Genomic DNA, 22,436 nt, shown 5'->3' on the forward strand with positions numbered 1-22,436 from the left:
CCCCGCGCGGCGGTAGCGTTCACCGTCATGCGCACCATCCTGATCACGGGCCCGGGCGGCAGCGGACGAACCACGATCGCCGCCGCCACCGCACAGCGCGCCGCGGCCGACGGCGCCCGCACTCTCCTCCTCAGCGCCGACCGCACCGACACCCCGGGCGCGGCACTGGGCACCGGAACAGGACCGGCCCCGGCCGAGGCCGCCCCCCGCCTCACGGTCTGGCGGCCCGACGCCACCGAGCGCTTCCGGCAGGACCTCACCGCCTTCCAGGACCGCGCCGCGAGCGTGCTCGACCTGCTCGGCGCCGCACGGCTGGACGCCGAGGAGGTCACCCCGTTGCCCGGCGCCGAGGAACTCTCCCTCCTGCGCGCGCTGCGGGACGCGGCCCTCTGCGACCGGTACGACCTCCTCGTCGTCGACCTGCCGCCCCTCCCGCAGGCCCTCGCCCTGCTCGGCCTGCCCGAAGAGCTCCGCCGCTACCTGCGCCGCCTCCTGCCGCCCGAACGGCAGGCGGCCCGCGCCCTGCGCCCGGTGCTCGGCCGGCTGGCCGGCGTCCCCATGCCCGCCGACTGGCTCTACGAGACCGCGGCCCGCTGGGACGTCGAACTGGCCGCCGTGGAGGCCGTCCTCACCGACCGGGGCACCGCCGTGCGCCTGGTGGCCGAACCCGGCCCGGCCGGCGCCGACGCCGTCCGCAGCGCCGCCCTCGGCCTGGCCCTGCGCGGCCTGCGCACCGAGGCCCTGATCGCCAACCGGACCCTGCCCGAGGCCGCCCCCGACGGCTGGCTGGCCGGGCTCCTCGCCCAGCAGCGCAAGACGCTCGCCGACTGGGAGGAGTCCCACGGCGTCCACCCCGTCCCGCATCTCGGCCGGGACCCGCACGGGCCCGACGACCTCACCGCCCTCGCCGTGCCCGCCGTCGATCCGGCGCCCGGCCCGGTCGAGTGGCCCGTCACCGACCGCATCGCCGAGGACGGCGTGCTGGTCTGGCACCTGCCGCTGCCCGGCGCCACCCGGGACGGACTGGACCTCGTCCGGCGCGGCGACGAGCTCCTGATCACGGCGGGCCCGTTCCGCCGGATCGTTCCGCTGCCCTCCGTCCTGCGCCGCTGCACCGTCGCAGGCGCCGGACTGCGCGAGGGCGAACTGCGCGTCCGCTTCGCCCCGGACCCGGACCTGTGGCCCGGCGCCGGACGGTGAACGGAAGACCCCCGTTCGGGTACCGTCGTAAAGGCGAACCGTAGTCAGGAGCCCGCCATGAGCGAAGAGCGTCCCGCACCCGAACCGGACGAGGCGCGGGCGGCCGACTCCGACGCCTGGGCCACGGCCTGCGCCGAGGACCTCGCCGCCGAGAAGGCCCGCCGGCACACCGAGCACGGCCCGCCGCCCGGCTCGGCGGCGGAGGAACTGAGAAGGCTGATGGACACGGTGGCCGACAAGCTGTCCGGCCTGCGGTCACCGCTCCTCGGGGGCCTCGCCGGACCCGCCGCCGAGCAGGTGGTGCGGCAGGTCGTCCAGCAGGCGAAGGCCGTCGTGGAGCCGGTCGTGGAGCGCAACCCGGACGTCTTCGACCACCTGGCCGCGGCCGGCGGCGAACTGCTCGCCGCCTACCGCTCCGCCGTCCAGGGCCAGGAGCAGCGCTGGACCGCCCGCACGGCCGACCCGGAGGCCGGCCGGCCCGACCGGCCCGACGGCGGCGAGGGCACCGGTCCCGGGGAACGCATCGACCTGGACTGAAGCCCTCGCCCGGCGGGGCCTCCGGTACGGTGGGCCGTATCGGAGCTCGACCGAACTGAGGGATTCATGGGACTCACCATCGGCGTCGACATCGGCGGCACGAAGATCGCGGCCGGCGTGGTCGACGAGGAAGGCAACATCCTCTCGACCTTCAAGGTGCCGACTCCCACGACGCCCGAGGCCATCGTAGACGCCATCGCCTCTGCGGTGGCGGGCGCGCGTGCGGGGCACGAGATCGTCGGGGTGGGCATCGGCGCCGCCGGTTACGTCAACCGGCAGCGCTCCACGGTGTACTTCGCGCCCAACATCGACTGGCGCAACGAGCCGCTCAAGGAGAAGGTCGAGGCCCGTACCGGCCTGCCGGTGGTGGTCGAGAACGACGCCAACGCGGCCGCGTGGGGCGAGTACCGGTTCGGTGCGGGCAAGGGGCACCGCAACGTCATCTGCATCACGCTCGGCACCGGCCTCGGCGGCGGCATCATCATCGGCAACAAGCTGCGCCGCGGTCACTTCGGCGTGGCCGCGGAGTTCGGCCACATCCGGATGGTCCCGGACGGCCTGCTGTGCGGCTGCGGCTCGCAGGGCTGCTGGGAGCAGTACGCCTCGGGCCGCGCCCTCGTCCGCTACGCGAAGCAGCGCGCCAACGCCACCCCCGAGCGCGCCGAGGTGCTGCTCGGGCTCGGCGACGGCACCCCCGACGGCATCGAGGGCAAGCACATCTCCATGGCCGCCCGCCAGGGCTGCCCGGTGGCCGTCGACTCCTACCGCGAGCTGGCCCGCTGGGCCGGCGCCGGCCTCGCCGACCTGGCCTCCCTCTTCGACCCGTCGGCGTTCATCGTCGGCGGCGGGCTCTCCGACGAGGGCGACCTGGTCCTCGACCCGATCCGCAAGTCGTACAAGCGCTGGCTGGTGGGCGGCAACTGGCGCCCGGTGGCCGACGTGATCGCGGCCCGGCTCGGCAACAAGGCCGGCCTGGTGGGCGCGGCGGACCTGGCCCGGGAGCCGGACCCGATCATGTGACGTCCGCTCCCCGGGCCGCGCCGCACCGGCCGCCCGGGGAGCGGGGAGCCGCGCGACCGGCCGCGGCGCACCGCCGGCCGCGCACCCGCCGCGCGGCCCGAGCGGCGGGGCGTACATTGATCCACATGGCGCTGCTCCCCAACTCCACGACAGAACCCGACGGTTCGGCCGTCATCCGGGTGCTGAGCTACAACATCCGCTCGATGCGGGACGACACGGACGCCCTGGCCCGCGTCATCACCGCCTGCGCCCCCGATCTGGTGCTGCTCCAGGAGGCCCCGCGGTTCTTCCGCTGGCGCAAGAGACTCGCCCGGCTCGCCGCCGCCTCCGGCCAGGTGATCCTCACCGGTGGCGGTACGGCGGCCGGACCGGCCGTCCTGTGCGGGCTGCGCGCCACCGTCGAACGCACGGAGGACGTGCTCCTCCCGCTCACCCCCGGCCTGCACCGCCGCGGCCTCGCCACCGCGGTGGTCCGCTTCGGCGCCGCCCGGCTCGGTGTGGTGAGCTGCCACCTCGGCCTGGAGGGGAACGAGCGCCACGCGCAGGGCGGCCTGCTCCTGGACCGGCTCGCGGGACTCGGCGTCCGGCACGCCGTCGTCGGCGGCGACCTGAACGAACGCCCCGACGGGCGCACCTTCCGCCGCCTCGCCACCGAGCTCCAGGACTGCCGGGCCACCGCGCCCTGGGGCGGCGAGTTCACCTCCACCCCGGCCGACCCCCGTCAGCGGATCGACGCGATCTTCGCCACCCAGGGCATCGAGGTGCTCGGCTGCGGCGTCCCCCCGGCCCTCCCGGACCCGTCCGGGCGCAAGGACGGCGGGGACCGGCCGGGAGTCGCCCGGGCCGACCTGATCGCGGCCACGGACCACCTCCCGGTGCTGGCGGCCCTGCGCGTCCCGGCCGCCTGAGCGGTGCGGTGGCGCGGACCCCGGGGGACCCCCGCGGGGCCCGGACCGCGCCTGTCGTCAGACCACGGCCCCGCGGCCCGGGTCGCCGTCCTCGTCGTCCGTCCGCATCCGCGTCACCAGCGTCACGAAGCCGCCGAGGAAGCCGCCGATGCCGGCGGTCGCCAGCCACCACGTCATCTCCCAGCCGAACACGACCGCGAGCAGGAGCAGCACGGGACCGCCGACCACCCCGAGCCAGGCGAACCTGGCGGTCGTGTCCGCGGCCGGCAGCGGCGGCGGCTCCGGCGGTACGAAGTGGCCCTCGTCGCTCTCGTCGAAGTCGTCGTCTGAGGGCTCGGCGAGCGAGAAGTCGCGCGGGCCGACACCGGGCGCGAAGGAGACCGAACCGCCCAGCGGGCTGGGGGGCCGCCGGCCGGCGGAGTCGTCCTGATCGCGCCGCGACTCGTCCTCCTGGTCCTTCACCGCGTCCTTCACCGTCTCCTTCGCGGGCTCCGGTTCCGGCAGGGCGAGGTCCTCCACCGACCGGAACGGCCGGGCACCCGGCGGATCCGGCGGCTCCTGGCCGTACCCGGCGACGATGGCCCGCCAGGCGGCGTCCTCGTCGAACGGCACCTCCTGCTTGTCCGGCTCGCGTCCCTCGCGGTCCTCGCGATGGTCCTCGCGGTCGGAGTCGTGCTCAGCCAACTGCGGCCGTCCCTTCCTTGCCGACACCGGGTGCGAGCCGGCCGATGAAGGCGAGGCTCTCCTCGAAGACCCGGTCCGCGTCCACGTCCAACGTCGCGACGTGGTAGCTGTGTTCCAGCACGATCTCCGTGACGTCCGAGGACGACACGCGGCTCAGCACCCGCGCCGAGTCGGCCGCCGGGACGACGTGGTCCCGGGCGCTGCGCAGCAGCAGCAAGGGCTGGGTGACCCGGGGCAGCTCGCCGTCCAGCCGGCGCAGGAAGCTCCGCAGCGAGTGGGCCGCGTGCAGCGGCACCCGGTCGTACCCCAGCTCCTCCGCGTCCTTGCGCGCGATGTCGCTGGTGATCCCCCGCGTCGAGGGGACGAGGTGCCGGACGACCGGAAGGGCGTACGCGGACAGGCCGTGCACCTTGTTCGCCGGATTGACCACCACCGTGCCCGCGACCCGCTCGCCGTGCCGGGCGGCCAGCCGCAGGGCCAGCGCCCCGCCCATCGACAGGCCCGCGACGAACACCCGGGAACAGCGCGCGGTCAGCGCCCGCAGCTCCCGGTCCACCTCGGCGTACCAGTCCTGCCAGGTCGTGAGCTGCATATCTTCCCAGCGGGTGCCGTGCCCGGGCAGCAGCGGCAGGGAGACGCTCAGGCCGTGCGCCGCGTGGTGCTCCGCCCAGGGGCGCAGCGACTGGGGAGAGCCGGTGAAGCCGTGACAGAGGAGGACCCCCACCTCTACGCCCTCGTGGCGGTACGGCTCTGCTCCGGGGAGAACTGGCATGTGCTTCACCGTACGCGACCGCACGGACACCGACCAGGGCCGTCGGGCTCATTGACGGTCCTGCGGGTTAAGGTCTCCTCGACGCAATCAGGAGGCACACGGGTGTTGTACGGCACGATGAAGGTCGCCATCGGCGGACCGCTGAAGGTCGCTTTCCGGCCCTGGGTGGAGGGCCTGGAGAACATTCCGGCCACCGGCCCGGCCATCCTGGCCAGCAACCACCTGTCCTTCTCGGACTCGTTCTTCCTCCCGACGATGCTGGACCGCAAGGTCACCTTCATCGCCAAGGCCGAGTACTTCACCACCCCCGGCGTGAAGGGCCGCCTCACCGCGGCCTTCTTCAAGGGCGTCGGCCAGCTCCCGGTGGACCGCTCGGGGGCGCGCGGTGCCGGTGAGGCGGCGGTGAAGAGCGGCATAGAGGTGCTGGAACGCGGCGAGCTGTTCGGCATCTACCCGGAGGGCACCCGCTCGCCCGACGGCCGGCTGTACCGGGGCAAGCCCGGCGGCCTGGCGCGCGTGGCGCTCGCCACCGGCGCGCCGGTCATCCCGGTCGCCATGATCGACACGGAGAAGATCCAGCCGCCCGGCAAGGTGATGCCGAAGCTGATGCGGCCCGGCATCCGCATCGGCAAGCCCCTGGACTTCAGCCGCTACCAGGGCATGGAGCACGACCGGTTCGTGCTGCGGGCCCTGACCGACGAGGTCATGTACGAGATCATGAAGCTCTCCGGCCAGGAGTACGTCGACATGTACGCCACCGCGGCCAAGCGGCAGCTCACGGACGCGGCCAAGGCGGCCAGGGAAGCCGAGAAGGCGGAGAAGGCCGAGCGGGCGGAGCGGTCCGGGAAGAAGCAGGCCGGCTCCTAGGCGGGACCGAGGACCGGGAGGACCGGGGGGCCGGGGGACATGCCCAAGCGCGAGCGCGTCATGCGGATGTCGGTCGAGCTGCCGCTGTGGCGCGCGCTCGCCGCCTACCGCGTCCTGACCATGCTGTACGCGATCGGCCTGTGCGCCACCGCGTACGACCACTTCGTGCGGCCCTGGGTCGCCGTCGGCTACTACGCCGTCCTCGCCGTGTGGACCCTCGCCACCCTGCCCAGGCTCGCGGGCGCGGCGAGCTGCACCCGGCGCTTCCTGGCCGCCGACCTGACGGTCGCCCTCGCCGGCATCCTGCTCACGCCGGTCGCCGACAACCCCGCGCGGATCGCGGGCGGCGGCCCCACCCTGCCGTCGATATGGACCGCCGGCGCGGTGCTGGCCTACGCCCTCAAGGGCGGCTGGCGCTGGGCGGCGGTCGCCTCCACGGCCGTGGCCGTGGTCAACCTGGTCGAGCGCGGCCACCCCGCGCGGGACACCGTGCACAACGTGCTCCTCGTCTGGGTCGCCTCCATCGCCATCGGCTACGTCGTGGAGGTGGCCCGTGCCTCCGAGCGCACGCTCGCCCGCGCGCTGGAGATCGAGGCCGCGACCCGGGAGCGGGAGCGGCTGGCCCGGGACATCCACGACGGCGTGCTCCAGGTGCTGGCGATGGTGAAGCGCCGGGGCACGGCCCTCGGCGGGGAGGCGGCCGAGCTGGGCCGGCTCGCCGGGGAGCAGGAAGTGGCCCTGCGGACGCTGGTGTCGGGCGGCCTGGTGCCGGTGTCCCGGCTCTCGGAGGACCTGGCCGAGGGCGCCGTCGTGCGGATGGTGGAGGAGCCGGCCGAGGACGGGGAGGGCGCTCCCGTCGACCTGCGCGCGCTGCTCGCCCCCTGCGCCGGCGCCCGGGTCAGCCTGGCCGAGCCCGGCGCCCCGGTGCTGCTGCCGCCGGCCGCGGCCCGCGAGGTGGCCGCCGCGGTCGGGGCCGCCCTGGACAACGTGCGCCGGCACGCGGGGGAGGGGGCCCGCGCCTGGATCCTGGTGGAGGACGAGCCGGACGGGATCGTCGTCACCGTCCGGGACGACGGCCCCGGCATCCCCGAGGGCCGGCTCGCGCAGGCCGAGGGCGAGGGCCGGCTCGGGGTGGCCCTGTCGATCCGGGGCCGGCTGCGCGACCTCGGGGGCAGCGCCGAGATCGTCTCGGTGCCGGGGCAGGGCACGGAAGTCGAACTGTCGGTACCCAGGGGCGCCGAGCGGGCGCGGGGGAGGAAGGCGGAGCAGCGATGACACAGCAGCAGGAGCCGATCCGGGTCATGGTGGTGGACGACCACCCCATGTGGCGTGACGCGGTCGCCCGCGACCTGGCGGAGGCCGGCTTCGAGGTGGTCGCCACCGCCGGCGACGGCGAGCAGGCGGTCCGCCGCGCCCGGGCCGCCGCGCCCGATGTCCTCGTGCTGGACCTCAACCTGCCCGCCAAGCCCGGTGTCCAGGTCTGCAAGGAACTGGTCGGCCACAACCCGGCGTTGCGCGTGCTCGTCCTCTCGGCGAGCGGTGAGCACGCGGACGTGCTGGAGGCCGTGAAGTCGGGCGCGACCGGCTACCTGCTGAAGTCGGCCTCCACCGGGGAACTCCTGGACGCGGTGCGCCGGACCGCCGTCGGCGACGCGGTGTTCACGCCCGGCCTCGCCGGGCTCGTCCTCGGCGAGTACCGGCGGCTGGCCGCCGAGCCCGCGCCCGCCCCGGACGCCGGGGAGCCGGGCGCGCCCCGGCTGACGGACCGGGAGACCGAGGTGCTGCGGCTGGTGGCGAAGGGCCTGAGCTACAAGCAGATCGCCGAACGCCTCGTCATCTCCCACCGCACGGTGCAGAACCACGTCCAGAACACCCTGGGCAAGCTCCAGCTCCACAACCGGGTGGAACTGGTGCGGTACGCGATCGAACGCGGACTCGACGACGAGTAGTCCGGATTACGGCAGCGCGCCCGATTCACCCTTCCTGCCCCTCCCGGTGTGACGCGCATCACCATTAGCGTGACCAGGCGTCAGACAAGCGCGGCGAAGGGACGTTTCATGCGAGTCGGAGTACTGACCGGAGGCGGCGACTGCCCCGGGCTCAACGCCGTCATCCGGGGCATCGTGCGCAAGGGCGTGCAGGAGTACGGCTACGACTTCGTCGGCTTCCGGGACGGCTGGCGGGGTCCACTGGAGAACGACACGGTCCGCCTCGACATCCCGGCGGTGCGCGGCATCCTGCCGCGCGGCGGCACCGTCCTCGGTTCCTCGCGGACCAACCCGCTCAAGGTGGAGGGCGGAATCCGCCGCATCAAGGACAACCTCGCCAAGCAGGAGGTCGAGGCCCTCGTCGCGATCGGCGGCGAGGACACGCTGGGGGTCGCCGCGCGTCTGTCCGGCGAGTACGGCGTGCCCTGCGTCGGCGTGCCGAAGACCATCGACAACGACCTGTCCGCCACCGACTACACCTTCGGCTTCGACACGGCCGTCAACATCGCCACCGAGGCCATCGACCGGCTGCACACCACCGCCGAGTCCCACATGCGGGTGCTGGTCTGCGAGGTGATGGGGCGGCACGCCGGCTGGATCGCGCTGCACTCCGGGCTCGCGGGCGGCGCCAACGTCATCCTCGTCCCCGAGCAGCGCTTCGACCTCGACCAGGTGTGCGCCTGGGTCACCTCGCGCTTCAGGGCGTCGTACGCCCCGATCGTCGTCGTCGCCGAGGGCGCCATGCCCAAGGACGGCGAGGTGGTGCTCAAGGACCAGTCGCAGGACTCCTTCGGGCACGTGCGGCTGTCCGGGGTCGGCGAGTGGCTCGCCAAGGAGATCGAGAGGCGCACCGGCAAGGAGGCCCGCACCACCGTCCTCGGGCACATCCAGCGCGGCGGCACCCCCAGCGCCTTCGACCGCTGGCTCGCCACCCGCTTCGGCCTGCACGCCGTCGACTGCGTCCACGACGGCGACTTCGGCAAGATGGTCGCCCTGCGCGGCACCGACATCGTGCGCGTCCCGATCGCGGAGGCCACGGCGAAGCTGAAGACGGTGGACCCGAAGCTGTACGAGGAGGCCGGGGTGTTCTTCGGCTGACCCCGGCCCGGGCCCGGGGACCGCGCGGTCCCCGGGCCCCCGCCTCACCGCACCGTGTCCGCCCCGCGCAGCCCGCCGATCAGCTCCCCCACGACGGCCGCGCCGTTCAGGGTGAGGACCGACTCCGGATGGAACTGCACGCCCGCGAAGCCGGGCCCGCGCAGCGCGTGCACCTCGCCGTTCTCCGCGCGGCTCACCTCGACGCCGTGCGCGGCCAGTTCCCGCGCCGCCTCGTCGTCGCAGCGGGCGGCGAAGCTGTTGTAGAAGCCGACGGTCTCCCGGCGCCCGAACAGGTCGATCCCGGTCTGCGCGCCCTGGTACGGCACGTCCTTGCGCACGATCTCCAGGCCCAGCTCCGCCGCGATCAGCTCGTGCCCGAGGCAGACGCCGAGCACACCGTGCCGGTGCGCCCCGAGCACCTCCGCGGTCAGGCCCCGCAGCCCCCGCATCCGGGCGTCGGCGAGGTCGCCGGGGTCGCCCGGCCCGGGCCCGAGGACCAGCGGCCCCTCGTGCGCGAGCACCGCCTCGCGCAGCCCCGGCTCGTCGAACCGCCGGACGGTCACGTCGAGCCCGGCCGAACGCAGCACGTGGGCGAGCATCGCGGTGAAGGTGTCCTCGGCGTCGACGACGAGGGCGTGGCCGGTGAGGGAGCCGGACCGCTCCTGCATCCGCAGCCAGAACGGCGCGAGCGCGGCGCGCCGGCCGTCCAGGGCGGCCCGCACCCGCGGGTCGTCGGCCAGCCGGGGCCGGTCCCGCTCCCGGCGCGGCCGGGCCGGCCGCACCCCGAGGGCGGCCAGCACGCCGGCCGCCTTCGCGTGGGTCTCCGCCACCTCACCCGCCGGGTCGGAGCCGCGCACCAGGGTCGCCCCGACCGGAACGCGCAGCCGGCCGTCGGCGCCGATGTCGGCGGTGCGGATCAGGATGGGGGAGTCCAGGGTCTGCGCGCCGCCGGGGTCCCGCCCGAGCAGGGCGAGCGCGCCGGCGTAGTAGCCGCGCCCCCCGGACTCGTGCCGCTCGATCACCCGGCACGCGTTCTGCACCGGCGATCCGGTCACCGTCGCCGCGAACATGGTCTCCCGCAGCACCTCCCGCACGTCCAGCGAGGACTTCCCGCGCAGCTCGTACTCGGTGTGCGCGAGGTGCGCCATCTCCTTCAGCCGCGGCCCGACGACGACCCCGCCCATGTCGCCGACGGTGCACATCATCTTCAGCTCCTCGTCGACGACCATCGACAGCTCCTCGATCTCCTTGCCGTCGGCCAGGAAGGAGAGCAGGTGCTCGGGGGTCGGCCCCTCGGCGGGATAGCGGTACGTCCCGCTGATCGGGTTCATCACGACGGTGCCGCCGGACATCCGCACGTGCACCTCGGGACTGGCGCCCACCAGCGTCCGGTCCCCGGTGTGCACCACGAACGTCCAGTAGGCGCCCCGCTCGCCCGCCAGCAGCCGGCGGAACAGCGCCAGCGCGTCGGCGCGGCCGAACCCGGGGATCGCGCCCTCGTAGGTGCGCCGGATCACGAAGTTCGCGCCCTCGCCCCGGCCGATCTCCTCGCGCAGCACCCGGCCGACGATCTCGCCGTACTCCTCGTCGCCGACGTCGAAGCCGCCGCCCTCCACCCGCACCTCGTGCGCCGGCAGCGCGGCGAGCGCGGTGTCGAGCGGGACCTCGTACGACTCCTCGGGGGTCAGCACCAGCAGCGGGGTGCCGTCGTCGCGGACGTCGAAGCCGCGCTCGCGCAGCTGCCGGAACGGCACGAGGGCGAGCCCCTCGCCGGGCAGGTCGGCGAGCCGCTCCCGGCTGGTCACCGGGCCGATCAGCACCTCCACCGGGTGCTCCTCGCGGCCCGGGGCGCGACGGCGGAGCAGGGCGAAGGGGCGGGGGTCGTGCAGCAGTCGTGCCAGGTCCATGGTTCCTCTTCCGATGCGGAGGAACGACCCCGGAAAACACCGAAGGCCGCCCCTCGGGCGGCCTTCGCGAAGTCTTGGTACGCGCGATCAGCGGGCCGCCGGAGAAGCGGTCCACCACCAGTTACGGGTCGAAAGCGCGAACATGCCGGGAACCCTACCGCACCCGCATGTCGTCCACCCGTCAATCACCCCGTCTCACCCTTCGAGCCGGAGGGAAAAACATTCGACACGACCCCGTAGTGTTTACGGGGTGACCGTGAACGCTAAGACCAGCGCGAGCGCTGGCAACACCTGGCGAGACCTGCCCGCGGCGCAGCAGCCCGAGTACCCCGACCCCGAGGCTCTGCGCGCAGTGATCGCGGACCTCGAGTCGTATCCGCCGCTCGTCTTCGCGGGCGAGTGCGACCAGCTGCGCGCCCGGTTGGCGGCCGTCGCCAAGGGAGAGGCGTTCCTCCTCCAGGGCGGCGACTGCGCCGAGGCGTTCGACGGGGTGTCCGCGGACCACATCCGCAACAAGCTGAAGACGCTGCTCCAGATGGGCGCCGTCCTGACCTACGCGGCCTCCGTGCCCGTGGTGAAGGTCGGCCGGATCGCCGGGCAGTACTCCAAGCCCCGCTCCAAGCCGACCGAGACCCGCGACGGCGTGACGCTCCCGGTGTACCGGGGCGACTCCGTCAACGGCTTCGACTTCACCGAGTCCAGCCGCATCCCGAACCCCGAGCGCCTGAAGCGCATGTACCACGCGTCGGCGTCCACGCTGAACCTGGTGCGCGCCTTCACCACCGGCGGCTACGCGGACCTGCGCCAGGTGCACGCCTGGAACCAGGACTTCGTGAAGACCTCGCCGTCGGGCCAGCGCTACGAGCAGCTCGCGCGGGAGATCGACAACGCGCTGAACTTCATGCGGGCCTGCGGGACGGACCCGGAGGAGTTCAAGACCGTCGAGTTCTTCGCCTCCCACGAGGCGCTGCTGCTGGACTACGAGTCCGCCCTGACCCGGGTCGACTCCCGCACCGGCAAGCTGTACGACGTCTCCGGGCACATGGTGTGGATCGGTGAGCGCACCCGGCAGCTCGACCACGCGCACATCGAGTTCGCCTCGCGGATCAGCAACCCGATCGGCATCAAGCTCGGCCCGACCACCACGGCCGAGGAGGCGCTGCGCTACGTCGACCGCCTCGACCCCGAGCGGGAGCCGGGCCGGCTGACCTTCATCGTCCGGATGGGCGCCGACAAGATCCGCGACCGGCTTCCCGAGCTGGTCGAGAAGGTGACGGCGTCCGGCGCCACGGTCGCCTGGGTGACCGACCCGATGCACGGCAACACCTTCGAGGCGGCCTCCGGGCACAAGACCCGCCGCTTCGACGACGTGCTCGACGAGGTCAAGGGCTTCTTCGAGGTCCACAAGGAGCTCGGCACCCACCCGGGCGGCATCCACGTGGAGCTGACCGGCGACGACGTCACCGAGTGCGTGGGTGGCGGCGACGAGATCTTCGTCGACGACCTGCACCAGCGCTACGAGACGGCCTGCGACCCGCGGCTGAACCGCAGCCAGTCGCTGGACCTCGCGTTCCTCGTGGCGGAGATGTACCGGGACCAGTGACCCGGAACGGGTGAACACCTGGGGCGCGGATCACATCGGATCCGCGCCCCCGGCCTTTCACGGGAGCGGCGGGGTAGGTAAGGTTAGGTTTGCCTCACCGAGAAACCGGGACGGCACCACAGCGATCCCGTCGGGAGGTGAACCGCGTGTACGTCTGCAGTTGCTTCGGAATCACCGAGCAGCAGGTCCTGCAGCATGCGGAGAACGGCGCCGGCACCCCGCGCCAGATCGCCGGCGCCTGCAAGGCCGGAACCGACTGCGGCTCGTGCGTGCGCCGCATCCAGGCCGTGCTCGGCCGGGGCGCCTGCCCCCGCCGGGAGCTGATCGAGCGGCGCGCCCCGGCGCTCACACCGCTGGACGACGCCGCCTAGCGTCCGGGGCCGCTCAGTGGGTCGAGAAGCCGCCGGTGCCCGGTCCCGAGGCGTCCGGCTGGCTCTGCTCGATCACGGTCGACAGGTAGAGCGCCTCGCCCAGTTTCTCCACGAGCTCCAGCTGGGTGTCGAGGTAGTCGATGTGGTGCTCCTCGTCGGCCAGGATCGCCTCGAAGACGTTCGCCGACGTGATGTCGTCCTTCTCGCGCATCACCTGGACGCCCCGGCGCAGCCGGTCGATGGCCTCGGCCTCGATCTGCCGGTCGGCCTGGAACATCTCGGTCACGCTCTGCCCGAGCCGGAGGTGGCCCAGCCGCTGGTAGTTCGGCAGGCCGTCCAGGAGCAGGATGCGGTCGGTGAGCAGCTCGGCGTGGCGCATCTCGTCGAACGACTCGGCCCGGGTGTACTCGGCGAGCTTCGTCCATCCCCGGTGGTCCTGGAGCTTGGAGTGCAGGAAGTACTGGTTGATCGCGGTCAGCTCGGCGGTCAGCTGTTCGTTCAGCAGTTCGATGACCTCGGGGTCGCCTTGCATGCGTCGGGCTCCTTCCGGACAACTGTGGCAGTCGATAGCGCCGCATGATGGCACTGCCAGCGAAGATCGTCCAGTAAGTACATACTTAGTGCACAAGCGGCTTATGTTGCCGTATATCCCATTCGCCGGATGGTGGTCGGGGGCACCGCCCGGGGTCTGTCAGGATGGATACATGGGTCATCCGGTGGAGCGAGGGACGGGGGCGGGGGCGGGCGCCGAGCTTCCGCCGGGTCAGCGGCTCCAGCGCGGCTGGCCGGTCACGCACTACGGGCCCGTCCCGAAGTTCCGGCCCGAGCGCTGGGGGTTCCGGGTCTTCGGCGCCACCGCCGACGGCGGCAAGCGCACCTGGGACCACGACGGGTTCACCGCCCTGCCGTACACCACCGTGGTGGCCGATCTGCACTGCGTGACCAAGTTCAGCATGGTCGGCGCGGAGTGGGGTGGCGTGCCGGCCCGCGCCGTCCTGGACCTGGCCCCGCCGGCGCCGGACGTCACCCATGTGATGGTCTGGGCGGAGTACGGCTTCAGCTCGAACCTGCGGCTGTCGGACTTCTCCTCCGACCGGGCGATCTTCGCCACCCACAAGGACGGGGAACTGCTCACCGCCGAGCACGGCTTCCCGGTCCGGCTGGTCGTGCCGCACCTGTACGCCTGGAAGGGCCCCAAGTGGGTCCGGGGCGTGGAGTACATGACCGCCGACCGCCGCGGCTTCTGGGAGGAGCGCGGCTACCACAACGTCGGCGACCCCTGGAAGGAGCAGCGCTACTCCTACCAGGAGGAGCCCGGGGAGGGCCCCGAGCTCTGATCCCCGGCCGGTTCAGTGGTGGTAGGCGTGCACCACCGCGTGGCCCTTGCCCCGGCCGATCATCCACTTGTTGACCGGGGTGGTCAGCACGAAGGCGAGCACGAGCGAGATCGCCAGCGAGATCCAGAACAGCGGGTCGCCGAGCGTGGCGTCCATGGCGGACGGCCAGACGGCGATCACCCCGTTGTCGATCAGCTCCATCACGGCGATGGACAGGGTGTCGGCGGCCAGGGCCACCCGGAAGGCCGTGCGGAAGCCGACGCCGGCGCGCAGGACCCCGCGCAGGGTGAGCGAGTAGCCGAAGACGAAGGCCAGGGCGATCGCCAGCACCATCGTCGGCAGGTTGCCCCAGTCGAGGGCCGTGCCCACGATCATGCCGAGCACCTCGCCGATGGCGCAGCCGGTGAGGCAGTGCAGGGTGGCCTGGGCGGCCGCCTGCCAGGTGGCCGCGGGCGCGTGGCCGTGGTGCCGCCCGTGTCCGCCGTGCGTCTCGTGGTGCCCGTGCGCCTCGTGGTGCTCATGGGTGTGCGCGGAGTGGTCCATGGTCTTCCCCCATGCCGAGTGGCGGTTCCTGTCGTCCACAGGAACCGTATACCCCCTGGGGGTATTCCTCAACGGGTCAGGAAGCGCGCAGTGCCTTCAGCCGCGCCACGTCCGCCGCGTGCCCCTCCTTGCCGCCGGGCGTCTCGATGACCAGCGGGACGCCCTCGGTCGCGGGGTGGGTCATGAGTGCCCGGAACGCGTCCTCGCCGATGTGGCCGGAGCCGATGTTCTCGTGCCGGTCCTTGTGCGCGCCCACCACGTCCTTGGAGTCGTTGGCGTGGATCAGCTTGAGCCGCCCCGCACCCACGGTGTCCACCAGCAGGTCCAGGGTCTCGTGCATGCCGCCCGGCCCGGCCAGGTCGTGCCCCGCGGCGAAGATGTGGCAGGTGTCCAGGCACACGCCCAGCCTCGGATGGGCGTCCAGCGCCTCGAAGTACGGCCCGAAGTCCCAGGTGCGCGAGCACAGCGAGGCACCCTGGCCGGCCGTCGACTCCAGCAGCAGGAACGGATCGTCGTCGTGGGTCAGCTCGTCCAGCAGCGGCAGCAGGTGCTCGCGCACCTGCTTCAGCGCCACCTCCCGGGGGCGGCCGCCGGTCGCGCTCCCGGTGTGCACCACCACACCCAGCGCGCCGATCTCCCGGCCCCGCCGCAGCGAGTGCCGCAGCGACCCGACCGACCGCTCCACGGTCGCCTCGGTGTGCGAGCCGAAGTTGATCAGGTACGGGGCGTGCACGTACGCCGGGACCGACTCCTCGGCGCAGGCCGCGCGGAACGCCTCGTCCTGCCGCGGGTTCCCGGCGGGCGTGGCCCAGCCGCGCGGGTTGGCGACGAAGACCTGCACGGTCTCCGCCTTCAGTTCCCGGGCATAGGACAGCCCGACGGAGTGCAGACCGCCGGCCACGGGCACATGGCCGCCGACGGGATTGCGGGGGAGGGGGGACTGGACGGAACTCACCCGTTCAGGGTGTCACGCCCGCCCCCGCGCCCGGACCGCGGTCCCCGGTGACCCCGGTCACCGGATGGTGATCTTGATCGTGGACCCCTTGGGCGCCTCGTCGCCGCCGTCCACCGACTGCTTCTTCACGGTGTCGCCGAACAGCCCGAGCAGTCCGCGGTCCTCGTCCACGTCGAAGCCCGCGTCCTCCAGCGCCTGGTGCGCGTCGTCCACGCTGTCCCCGACCACGTCCGGGACCTCGACCATCTCCGGGCCCTTGGACACCGTCAGCGTCACGGTGTCGCCCTCGGCGGCCCGGCCGCCCTCGCCCGGGGCCTGCACGGCGACCCGGCCCGCGTCGAACTCCGAGTTGACCCGCCGGCCGGCGACCCGCACCTTCAGCCCGAGGTCCGTCAGCTCCGCCTTCGCGTCCGCCAGGTCGTCACCGGTGACGTCCGGCAGGTCGATGGGGCTGCCCTTGCCGACGACCAGGGCGATCGCCGAGCCGGCGTGCCGCCGGGTGCCCGCGTCCGGCGCCGTGCGGATCACCGCGCCCCGCTCGACGTCGTCGCTGAACTCGCGGGTGACCATGCCCGGCTCCAGCCCGTCCGCCTTCAGCCGTGCCCGCGCCTCGGCGAGCGGCCGGCCCTCGACGTTCGGCACGTTCACCGTCTCCGGCCCCAGCGACACCGTCAGCGTCACCGAGTCGTGGCCGCGGATGCGGGCGCCCGGCGCCGGGTCGCTGCCGATCACCGTGCCCCGTTCGACGGTGTCGCTGTAGGCGCGCCTGACCCGGCCGACGTCGAGACCCGCCGACTTCAGCCGGTCCCGCGCCTGCGCCTCGGTCTTCGTCAGCAGCGGCGGGACCTTGGTGAACTGGCCGGAGTTGATGTACCAGATCCCGGTGCCCACACCGAGGACCACCAGCACGGCCGTGATCAGCGCCAGCAGCGCGTGCCGGGGCCGGGCCGGCCTGTAGCGCGGCGGCACGGGCGGGCTCCCGAAGCGGGCCGTGCGGTCGATGCCGTCCCCGGCGCCGCCCCCGGGCACGTCCTCGTGCACCGGCAGCGGCCGGGGCACGGTCAGCGCGCGCGGGATCACGCTCGTGCGGTCCTCGGCGTTGTCGTGCGCCGCGGTCAGGGACCGCGGCGGCAGCGCGTCCAACTGCGCGTCGGTCAGCGTGGCGCGGGCCCCGCGGGTCAGGGCGAGGAGCGCCACGGCGTCGCGCGGCCGGTCGTCCGGGACGCGCGCGGCGGCGGACGCGACCAGCCCGTCCAGCTCCGGGGCCAGCCCGGGCACGAGGTCCGAGGGCGGCGGCACGTCCTCGTGGAGGTGCTTGTAGAGCACCTGGGCCGGGGAGTCCCCGGAGTGCGGCTTCGCGCCCGTGAGCATCTCGTACAGGACCACACCGCACGCGTACACGTCGACGCGCGGGTCCGTGGTGCCCTGCTCTATCTGCTCGGGCGCGAGATAGGAGACGGTCCCGAGCACCGCGCCGGTCGTGCTGGTCACCGAGTCCACGGAGCGCACCAGCCCGAAGTCGGCGACCTTGACCCGGCCGTCGTCGCCGATCAGCACGTTCTCCGGCTTCATGTCGCGGTGCACGAACCCCGCCCGGTGCGCGGCGCCCAGCGCGGCGAGCACCGGCTCCAGGACGTCCAGCGCGGCCCGCGGCTGCACGGCGCCGCGCTCGCGCAGCACGTCCCGCAGGGTGCACCCGGCTATGTACTCCATCGCCAGGTAGACGTACGACCCGTCGGTGCCCTGGTCGAAGACCTGCACCACGTTCGGGTGGTCGAGCCGGGCGACGGACTTCGCCTCCCGGATGAACCGGTCGACGAAGCCCCCGTCGGACGCGAGCGCCGGGTGCATCACCTTCAGCGCGAGCACACGGTCCAGGCGGGTGTCCAGGGCCCGGTAGACCGTGGCCATCCCGCCGGCCGCGATCCGCGCGTCGACGCGGTACCGGCCGTCGAGCACCTGCCCGACGAGGGGGTCCTGAAGGGTCGTATCCACGAGAGGCGAGTCTACGAGGGGGCGCCGCCGGGCCGGCCCCGCCCACCGGCATCGGGGCAGGACTGAAGCCGACCTGTGACGCGGCACACGCCGCCCCCGCCCGCGGGCGGGGGCGCCGCCGGTCAGAACGCGGGCCGCTCCGGGTCCAGCGCGGCCAGGCCCGCCGCGGGGGACGACGCCTGCGCGAGGTACCGCCGCGGGATGCGCCCCGCCAGCCGGGCCAGCCGGCCCCCCTCCACGGCGAGCCGCATCGCCGCCGCCATCCGCTCCGGCTCCTGCGCCCGCGTCACCGCCGACGCCAGCATCACCCCCGCGCAGCCCAGCTCCATCGCCAGCGCCGCGTCGGAGGCCGTACCGGCCCCCGCGTCCAGGATCACCGGCACGCGGGCCTGCTCCACGATCAGCTGGAAGTTGTGCGGGTTGCGGATGCCGAGCCCGGAGCCGATCGGCGAGCCCAGCGGCATGACCGCCGCGCAGCCGACGTCCTCCAGTCGCCGTGCCAGCACGGGATCGTCACTGGTGTACGGCAGCACCGTGAACCCGTCGTCGACCAGCGTCTCCGCCGCCTCCAGCAGCTCCACCGGATCCGGCAGCAGGGTCCGCTCGTCCGCGATGACCTCCAGCTTGACCAGGTCCGTGCCCAGCGCCTCCCGGGCCAGCCGGGCGGTCAGCACGGCCTCGCCCGCGGTGAAGCAGCCCGCGGTGTTCGGCAGCACCCGGATCCCGAGCCGCTCCAGCACCGACAGCACCGAGCCGTGCACGGAGGGGTCCGTCCGGCGCATGGCCACGGTCGTCAGCTCCGTGCCGGACGCGATCAGCGACCGCTCCAGCACCTCCAGGCTGGGCGCCCCGCCGGTGCCCATGATCAGCCGGGACGCGAGGGTCAGTCCACCGAGGACCAGGGGATCGTCGGCCATGGCTCAGCCCCCCTGCACGGCGGTGAGGACCTCGACGCGGTCGCCTTCGGCGAGGGCGGTCGCCGCCCACTGCGCGCGCGGGACGACGGTCTCGTTGACGGCGGCGGCCACTCCGCGCGGCGCCGCGGTGAGCGTCCGCACCAGGGTGTCCAGCGCGGTGCCGGCGGCGACCCGGCGAGGCGCGCCGTTGACGGAGATCGTGACGGAAGGGTTCATGCGGGCTGCTCCAGCGGTGCCATCGGCGCGCGGCCGAACCGGCGCGGGGTGAACGGGCGGGCCTCCTCGGGCAGCTCCCCGGAGGCCAGGGTGTGTGCCAGCACGTCCCCGGTGACCGGGGTGAGCAGGACACCGTTGCGGTGGTGGCCGGTGGCCAGCAGCAGCCCGGGCAGGCCGGACGGCCCGAGCAGCGGCGCGTTGTCCGGGGAGCAGGGGCGCAGCCCGGCCCGGGTCTCGGTGAGCGGCAGCTCGGTGATGCCGGGCACCAGCTCGTGGGCGTCGCGCAGCAGCTCGTACACCCCGCCGGCCGTCACCGTGGTGTCCCAGCCCAGTTCCTCGCTGGTGGCGCCGACGACCAGCTCCCCGTTCTCCCGGGGCACCAGGTAGACGTGGCCGCCGCGCACCACGGCGCGCACGGTCCGGCTCAGGAACGGCGCGTACCGGCGCGGCACGGTCAGCCGCAACACCTGCCCCTTGACCGGCCGCACCGGGGGCAGCAGTTCCTCCGGCACACCGGCGAGGCGTCCGCTCAGGCTGCCGGCGGCGAGCACCACCTGCTCCGCCCGCAGCACCGTGCCGTCCGCCGCGGTGACCCCCGCGGCCCGGTCCCGCACCACGTCCAGCCGCTCGGCCCAGCCGCGGTGGAGGACCACGCCGGCCCGCTCGCACGCGGCCACCAGGGCCGCCGCCAGCCGCCGCGGGTCGATCTGGTGGTCGCCGTCGACCCGCAGCCCCCCGCGCACCCCGGAGGCGAGCATCGGCTCCAGCCGCCGGCACTCCCGCCCGCTCAGCCACTCGGCCGCCAGGCCCGAGCGCTGCTGGAGCGCGTGCAGCTCGCGCAGGTGGGCGCGGTCATCGGCGTCGAGCGCGACCGCCAGGGTGCCGCAGCGGCGGTAGCCGAGGTCGTGCCCGGTCAGCTCGGTCAGCTCGGCGGCGAACGCCGGGTAGCGGCGGGCCGACTCCAGGTTCAGGGCGAGCAGGGTCTCCTCGCCGTAGTGCAGTTCGGTGACCGCGGCCAGCATCCCGGCCGCCACCTGCGCGGCACCGCCCCCGGGCTCGGGGTCCAGCACGGTCGTGGCGAGCCCGCGCTGCGCCGCGCGCCAGGCCGTGACCAGGCCGATGATCCCGCCCCCGATGACGAGGACGTCGGACGTACGTGACGACATGGGCGTCCAGCCCCTCCCTTCGCCGGCATGACCCGGATCAGGTTCGTACGGTCGGAGGCCGCCAGCCTCCCTCTCAGCCCGGTGCGTCCGGGCTCCCGCGAGTGCTTGTACGGTGGCCACCCTAGCCCGGACCCCTCCTCACCCGTAAGGGAGCCCCACCGCATGACCCGGTCGCTCGACGGACTGCACTTCGCCCCCGTGTCGGACCAGGCCCCGGGCCAGGTGGGCACCGGCACCCGGTTCGTCTACCACGAGGAGGCCGGCGCCGTCTGGGCCGAGTACGCGGGCGGCGACGTCGTGCGCGGCCATCTGGTGGGCACCCGCGAGGGCGACCGGCTGGACTTCCGGTACGTGCAGCTCAGGACCGACGGGACGACCGCCTCGGGGCACTGCGTGTCCACGGTCGAGGAGCTGCCGGACGGGCGGGTGCGGCTGGCGGAGAGCTGGGAGTGGGAGTCCGGGCCGGGCTCCGGCACGAGCGTTGTGGAGCAGGTCACCGAGCCCGCCCCCTGACTGACGGAACGTCATGTGTCTAAGGTGATCCGGTGAGCGAGCAGACAGCGGAAGAGCGCACGTCACCAGGGCGGCACGTGGTCGTCGTCGGCGCGGGCGTGGCCGGGGTGCAGACCGCGGTCGCCCTGCGGGAACAGGGCTTCGACGGCCGCGTGACCGTCATCGGCGCCGAGCCGCACCAGCCCTACGACCGGCCGCCGCTGTCGAAGGCGGTCCTGCTCGGCAAGGCCGAGGGATCCGCCTTCGACGTGGACTTCGAGTCCCTCCGGGTCGAGCTGCGGCTCGGCTGCGAGGTGCGGGCCCTGCGGGCCGGGGCGCGCGAACTGGACACCGAGGCGGGCCCGGTGTCCTACGACGTCCTGGTCGTCGCCACCGGCGCCGAACCCGTCACCCTGCCCGGCACCGAGGGCGTGCCCGGGGTGCACCTGCTGCGCACCCTGGACGACGCGGAGCGGCTGCGGCCGGTGCTCGCCCGGCAGCACGACATCGTGGTCGTCGGCGCCGGCTGGATCGGCGCCGAGTTCGCCACCGCCGCCCGCGAGGCCGGCTGCGCGGTGACCGTCGTGGAGGCCGCGGACCGGCCGCTGGCCGGCGCCCTGCCCGCCGAGGTCGCCGCGCCCATGGCCGCCTGGTACGCCGACAGCGGCACGGAACTGCTCACCGGCGCGCGCGTGGAGCGCGTCGAGCCCGGCGCGGTCGTGCTCGCCGACGGCACCCGGCTGCCCGCGGGCGCGGTCGTCGTCGGCATCGGCGCCCGTCCCGCCACCGGCTGGCTGGCGGGTTCCGGCATCGAGCTGGGCGCGCACGGCGAGGTGCTCGCCGACGCCCGGCTGCGCACGTCCCTGCCGGACGTGTACGCCGTCGGCGACTGCGCGTCCTTCCCCTCGGCCCGCTACGGCGAACGGCTCGTCGTCCACCACTGGGACAACGCCCTCCAGGGGCCGCGCACGGTCGCGGCGAACATCCTCGGCGAGACCCCGGCCCGCTACGACCCGGTGCCGTACTTCTGGTCCGAGCAGTTCGGCCGGTTCGTGCAGTACGCCGGGCACCACCGCGCGGCCGACCGCACGGTGTGGCGCGGCGACCCGGCGGGCCCCGCCTGGTCGGTGTGCTGGCTGCGCGGGCCCCGCCTGGTCGCCCTGCTGGCCGTCGGCCGCCCGCGCGACCTGACCCAGGGGCGCCGCCTGATCGAGGCGGGCCGGCACCTGGACCCCGAGGCCCTGGCGGACCCCGCGCGCCCCCTCAAGGACGCCACCACCGACTAGCTTGTCCTCCCAGGTGGACCCGCCTGGCTTCCGACTGCCGGTGGGGGATGGCAGGCTTGTTCCCGTGACCGAGATTGACGCAAAGATCGATGCTCTCGTCCCCGCCTGGCTCACCCTCCCCGACATCGCCGAACAGTTCGGCGTCGAGGTGACACGTGTGCGGCAGCTGGTCAAGGACGGCCAGCTCATCGCCGTACGCCGTGGTGAGAACCGGGCGCTGCACGTCCCCGCCGCCTTCATCGACGGGGACAAGGTCGTCAAGGGCCTGTCCGGCACCCTGACGCTCCTGCGGGACGACGGCTTCACGGATGAAGAGATGATCGAGTGGCTCTTCACCGCCGACCCGACCCTGCCGGGCACGCCCGCGCAGGCCCTGAGCGAGAATCGCGGCACGGAGGTGAAGCGCCGGGCCCAGGCGCTCGCCGTCTGAGCCGATCCGCGGCAGGGGGTGGCGGGGGGGGCGCGCCCCCCCCCCCCCCCCCCCCCCACCCCCCCGGCCCCCCCCCCCCCGGGGGCCCCCCCCCCCCCCCACCCCCCCCCCCCCCCACCACACCCCCCCCCCCAAACACTGCCC

25 protein-coding genes and 1 riboswitch are annotated in these 22,436 nt (G+C 74.0%); of the genes, 14 read left to right on the forward strand and 11 right to left on the reverse strand.

The features are described 5' to 3' along the window. The first annotated feature begins 27 nt into the window (after positions 1–27). From ACZ4K2_RS23350 to ACZ4K2_RS23365, 4 genes are all read left to right on the forward strand, one after another. Positions 28–1,200 (forward strand): ArsA family ATPase, encoded by a 1,173-nt coding sequence (locus ACZ4K2_RS23350; protein ID WP_467469338.1) that lies wholly within the window; start codon positions 28–30, stop codon positions 1,198–1,200. A 57-nt stretch (positions 1,201–1,257) separates the two neighbouring features. Then, positions 1,258–1,737, forward strand: a complete 480-nt coding sequence (locus tag ACZ4K2_RS23355; RefSeq protein ID WP_467469340.1) for a DUF5304 domain-containing protein — start codon at positions 1,258–1,260, stop codon at positions 1,735–1,737. 66 nt (positions 1,738–1,803) lie between these two features. Then, on the forward strand, positions 1,804–2,757 hold the full coding sequence (locus ACZ4K2_RS23360; protein WP_467469342.1) for an ROK family glucokinase: 954 nt from the start codon (positions 1,804–1,806) through the stop codon (positions 2,755–2,757). A gap of 125 nt (positions 2,758–2,882) precedes the next feature. Then, positions 2,883–3,665 carry an endonuclease/exonuclease/phosphatase family protein gene (locus ACZ4K2_RS23365; protein WP_467469344.1) on the forward strand — a complete coding sequence of 261 codons (783 nt, stop codon included), beginning with the start codon at positions 2,883–2,885 and terminating at the stop codon, positions 3,663–3,665. 57 nt (positions 3,666–3,722) lie between these two features. Here the strand turns inward: ACZ4K2_RS23365 and ACZ4K2_RS23370 are convergent, their stop codons facing one another. Further along, positions 3,723–4,349, reverse strand: a complete 627-nt coding sequence (locus tag ACZ4K2_RS23370; RefSeq protein ID WP_467469346.1) for a hypothetical protein — start codon at positions 4,347–4,349, stop codon at positions 3,723–3,725. Further along, positions 4,342–5,121, reverse strand: a complete 780-nt coding sequence (locus ACZ4K2_RS23375; protein ID WP_467469348.1) for an alpha/beta hydrolase — start codon at positions 5,119–5,121, stop codon at positions 4,342–4,344. The genes ACZ4K2_RS23370 and ACZ4K2_RS23375 overlap by 8 nt, the downstream gene beginning before the upstream one ends. Positions 5,122–5,238: 117 nt before the next feature. Here ACZ4K2_RS23375 and ACZ4K2_RS23380 point away from each other — a divergent pair, with 117 nt between their 5' ends. The 4 genes from ACZ4K2_RS23380 to ACZ4K2_RS23395 all read left to right on the forward strand — a co-directional run bounded on the left by ACZ4K2_RS23380 (position 5,239) and on the right by ACZ4K2_RS23395 (position 9,074). Next, positions 5,239–5,988, forward strand: a complete 750-nt coding sequence (locus ACZ4K2_RS23380; protein WP_467469722.1) for a lysophospholipid acyltransferase family protein — start codon at positions 5,239–5,241, stop codon at positions 5,986–5,988. 39 nt (positions 5,989–6,027) lie between these two features. Further along, the gene (macS, locus tag ACZ4K2_RS23385) at positions 6,028–7,263 is read left to right on the forward strand and encodes a MacS family sensor histidine kinase (RefSeq protein ID WP_467469350.1); all 1,236 of its coding nucleotides are present in this window, start codon (positions 6,028–6,030) and stop codon (positions 7,261–7,263) included. After that, positions 7,260–7,937 (forward strand): response regulator, encoded by a 678-nt coding sequence (locus tag ACZ4K2_RS23390; protein WP_467469352.1) that lies wholly within the window; start codon positions 7,260–7,262, stop codon positions 7,935–7,937. Before macS ends, ACZ4K2_RS23390 begins: the two co-directional genes overlap by 4 nt. 108 nt (positions 7,938–8,045) lie before the next feature. Further along, positions 8,046–9,074, forward strand: a complete 1,029-nt coding sequence (locus ACZ4K2_RS23395) for a 6-phosphofructokinase (protein ID WP_467469354.1) — start codon at positions 8,046–8,048, stop codon at positions 9,072–9,074. 44 nt (positions 9,075–9,118) lie between these two features. Here ACZ4K2_RS23395 and ACZ4K2_RS23400 read toward each other — a convergent pair whose 3' ends face one another. Beyond that, complete coding sequence (locus ACZ4K2_RS23400) at positions 9,119–10,981, reverse strand: anthranilate synthase family protein (protein ID WP_467469356.1); 1,863 nt, start codon at positions 10,979–10,981, stop codon at positions 9,119–9,121. Between the two features lie 87 nt (positions 10,982–11,068). Further along, positions 11,069–11,125: a trp operon leader peptide gene (locus tag ACZ4K2_RS23405; RefSeq protein ID WP_361354747.1), complete on the reverse strand. Its 57-nt coding sequence runs from the start codon at positions 11,123–11,125 to the stop codon at positions 11,069–11,071. A gap of 106 nt (positions 11,126–11,231) precedes the next feature. Here ACZ4K2_RS23405 and ACZ4K2_RS23410 point away from each other — a divergent pair, with 106 nt between their 5' ends. Both ACZ4K2_RS23410 and ACZ4K2_RS23415 read left to right on the forward strand, forming a co-directional pair. After that, positions 11,232–12,584: a class II 3-deoxy-7-phosphoheptulonate synthase gene (locus ACZ4K2_RS23410; protein ID WP_467469358.1), complete on the forward strand. Its 1,353-nt coding sequence runs from the start codon at positions 11,232–11,234 to the stop codon at positions 12,582–12,584. A gap of 146 nt (positions 12,585–12,730) precedes the next feature. After that, positions 12,731–12,955, forward strand: coding sequence for a (2Fe-2S)-binding protein (locus ACZ4K2_RS23415; RefSeq protein ID WP_467469360.1), 225 nt, complete (start codon positions 12,731–12,733; stop codon positions 12,953–12,955). 13 nt (positions 12,956–12,968) lie between these two features. Here the strand turns inward: ACZ4K2_RS23415 and bfr are convergent, their stop codons facing one another. Continuing rightward, positions 12,969–13,487, reverse strand: coding sequence for a bacterioferritin (gene bfr, locus ACZ4K2_RS23420; RefSeq protein WP_467469362.1), 519 nt, complete (start codon positions 13,485–13,487; stop codon positions 12,969–12,971). A gap of 172 nt (positions 13,488–13,659) precedes the next feature. Between bfr and ACZ4K2_RS23425 the strand changes: the two genes are divergently transcribed. Next, entirely contained in the window at positions 13,660–14,292 is a 633-nt protein-coding gene (locus ACZ4K2_RS23425) for a sulfite oxidase-like oxidoreductase (RefSeq protein ID WP_467469364.1), read from the forward strand. A 12-nt stretch (positions 14,293–14,304) separates the two neighbouring features. Here ACZ4K2_RS23425 and ACZ4K2_RS23430 read toward each other — a convergent pair whose 3' ends face one another. The 6 genes from ACZ4K2_RS23430 to thiO all read right to left on the reverse strand — a co-directional run bounded on the left by ACZ4K2_RS23430 (position 14,305) and on the right by thiO (position 20,084). After that, a complete protein-coding gene (locus ACZ4K2_RS23430; RefSeq protein ID WP_467469724.1) occupies positions 14,305–14,835 on the reverse strand; it encodes a DUF4396 domain-containing protein in 531 nt (176 codons plus the stop codon). A 76-nt stretch (positions 14,836–14,911) separates the two neighbouring features. After that, the gene (locus ACZ4K2_RS23435; RefSeq protein ID WP_467469366.1) at positions 14,912–15,790 is read right to left on the reverse strand and encodes a deoxyribonuclease IV; all 879 of its coding nucleotides are present in this window, start codon (positions 15,788–15,790) and stop codon (positions 14,912–14,914) included. Between the two features lie 57 nt (positions 15,791–15,847). Beyond that, on the reverse strand, positions 15,848–17,785 hold the full coding sequence (pknB, locus tag ACZ4K2_RS23440; RefSeq protein WP_467469368.1) for a Stk1 family PASTA domain-containing Ser/Thr kinase: 1,938 nt from the start codon (positions 17,783–17,785) through the stop codon (positions 15,848–15,850). A 122-nt stretch (positions 17,786–17,907) separates the two neighbouring features. Next, positions 17,908–18,702: a thiazole synthase gene (locus ACZ4K2_RS23445; protein WP_467469370.1), complete on the reverse strand. Its 795-nt coding sequence runs from the start codon at positions 18,700–18,702 to the stop codon at positions 17,908–17,910. Positions 18,703–18,705: 3 nt separating this feature from the next. Further along, the gene (gene thiS / locus ACZ4K2_RS23450) at positions 18,706–18,918 is read right to left on the reverse strand and encodes a sulfur carrier protein ThiS (protein WP_467469372.1); all 213 of its coding nucleotides are present in this window, start codon (positions 18,916–18,918) and stop codon (positions 18,706–18,708) included. Then, positions 18,915–20,084 carry a glycine oxidase ThiO gene (gene thiO, locus ACZ4K2_RS23455; protein WP_467469374.1) on the reverse strand — a complete coding sequence of 390 codons (1,170 nt, stop codon included), beginning with the start codon at positions 20,082–20,084 and terminating at the stop codon, positions 18,915–18,917. Before thiO ends, thiS begins: the two co-directional genes overlap by 4 nt. Next, positions 20,082–20,193, reverse strand: a riboswitch (TPP riboswitch). Its footprint overlaps the gene before it by 3 nt. A 53-nt stretch (positions 20,194–20,246) precedes the next feature. On the opposite strand from thiO, the gene ACZ4K2_RS23460 reads away from it, so the two are divergent. From ACZ4K2_RS23460 to ACZ4K2_RS23470, 3 genes are all read left to right on the forward strand, one after another. Continuing rightward, positions 20,247–20,597, forward strand: coding sequence for an avidin-fold protein (locus ACZ4K2_RS23460; protein ID WP_467469376.1), 351 nt, complete (start codon positions 20,247–20,249; stop codon positions 20,595–20,597). A 32-nt stretch (positions 20,598–20,629) separates the two neighbouring features. Beyond that, the gene (locus tag ACZ4K2_RS23465) at positions 20,630–21,862 is read left to right on the forward strand and encodes an NAD(P)/FAD-dependent oxidoreductase (protein ID WP_467469378.1); all 1,233 of its coding nucleotides are present in this window, start codon (positions 20,630–20,632) and stop codon (positions 21,860–21,862) included. 64 nt (positions 21,863–21,926) lie between these two features. Further along, positions 21,927–22,292: an Rv2175c family DNA-binding protein gene (locus ACZ4K2_RS23470; RefSeq protein ID WP_467469380.1), complete on the forward strand. Its 366-nt coding sequence runs from the start codon at positions 21,927–21,929 to the stop codon at positions 22,290–22,292. The last annotated feature ends 144 nt before the right edge of the window (positions 22,293–22,436 follow it).

The sequence above is a fragment of the Streptomyces sp. NPDC025833 genome (assembly GCF_055558055.1).

What these genes read in the sequence shown, in the direction of transcription:
- thiO (WP_467469374.1), bottom strand. Translation starts at nt 20,084, where the DNA reads ATGTCGTCACGTACGTCCGACGTCCTCGTCATCGGGGGCGGGATCATC.
- ACZ4K2_RS23380 (WP_467469722.1), top strand. Translation starts at nt 5,239, where the DNA reads ATGAAGGTCGCCATCGGCGGACCGCTGAAGGTCGCTTTCCGGCCCTGG.
- ACZ4K2_RS23425 (WP_467469364.1), top strand. Translation starts at nt 13,660, where the DNA reads ATGGGTCATCCGGTGGAGCGAGGGACGGGGGCGGGGGCGGGCGCCGAG.
- ACZ4K2_RS23460 (WP_467469376.1), top strand. Translation starts at nt 20,247, where the DNA reads ATGACCCGGTCGCTCGACGGACTGCACTTCGCCCCCGTGTCGGACCAG.
- ACZ4K2_RS23390 (WP_467469352.1), top strand. Translation starts at nt 7,260, where the DNA reads ATGACACAGCAGCAGGAGCCGATCCGGGTCATGGTGGTGGACGACCAC.
- ACZ4K2_RS23395 (WP_467469354.1), top strand. Translation starts at nt 8,046, where the DNA reads ATGCGAGTCGGAGTACTGACCGGAGGCGGCGACTGCCCCGGGCTCAAC.
- ACZ4K2_RS23445 (WP_467469370.1), bottom strand. Translation starts at nt 18,702, where the DNA reads ATGGCCGACGATCCCCTGGTCCTCGGTGGACTGACCCTCGCGTCCCGG.
- ACZ4K2_RS23365 (WP_467469344.1), top strand. Translation starts at nt 2,883, where the DNA reads ATGGCGCTGCTCCCCAACTCCACGACAGAACCCGACGGTTCGGCCGTC.
- macS (WP_467469350.1), top strand. Translation starts at nt 6,028, where the DNA reads ATGCCCAAGCGCGAGCGCGTCATGCGGATGTCGGTCGAGCTGCCGCTG.
- ACZ4K2_RS23430 (WP_467469724.1), bottom strand. Translation starts at nt 14,835, where the DNA reads ATGGACCACTCCGCGCACACCCATGAGCACCACGAGGCGCACGGGCAC.
- bfr (WP_467469362.1), bottom strand. Translation starts at nt 13,487, where the DNA reads ATGCAAGGCGACCCCGAGGTCATCGAACTGCTGAACGAACAGCTGACC.
- thiS (WP_467469372.1), bottom strand. Translation starts at nt 18,918, where the DNA reads ATGAACCCTTCCGTCACGATCTCCGTCAACGGCGCGCCTCGCCGGGTC.
- ACZ4K2_RS23360 (WP_467469342.1), top strand. Translation starts at nt 1,804, where the DNA reads ATGGGACTCACCATCGGCGTCGACATCGGCGGCACGAAGATCGCGGCC.
- ACZ4K2_RS23375 (WP_467469348.1), bottom strand. Translation starts at nt 5,121, where the DNA reads ATGCCAGTTCTCCCCGGAGCAGAGCCGTACCGCCACGAGGGCGTAGAG.
- ACZ4K2_RS23400 (WP_467469356.1), bottom strand. Translation starts at nt 10,981, where the DNA reads ATGGACCTGGCACGACTGCTGCACGACCCCCGCCCCTTCGCCCTGCTC.
- ACZ4K2_RS23350 (WP_467469338.1), top strand. Translation starts at nt 28, where the DNA reads ATGCGCACCATCCTGATCACGGGCCCGGGCGGCAGCGGACGAACCACG.
- ACZ4K2_RS23355 (WP_467469340.1), top strand. Translation starts at nt 1,258, where the DNA reads ATGAGCGAAGAGCGTCCCGCACCCGAACCGGACGAGGCGCGGGCGGCC.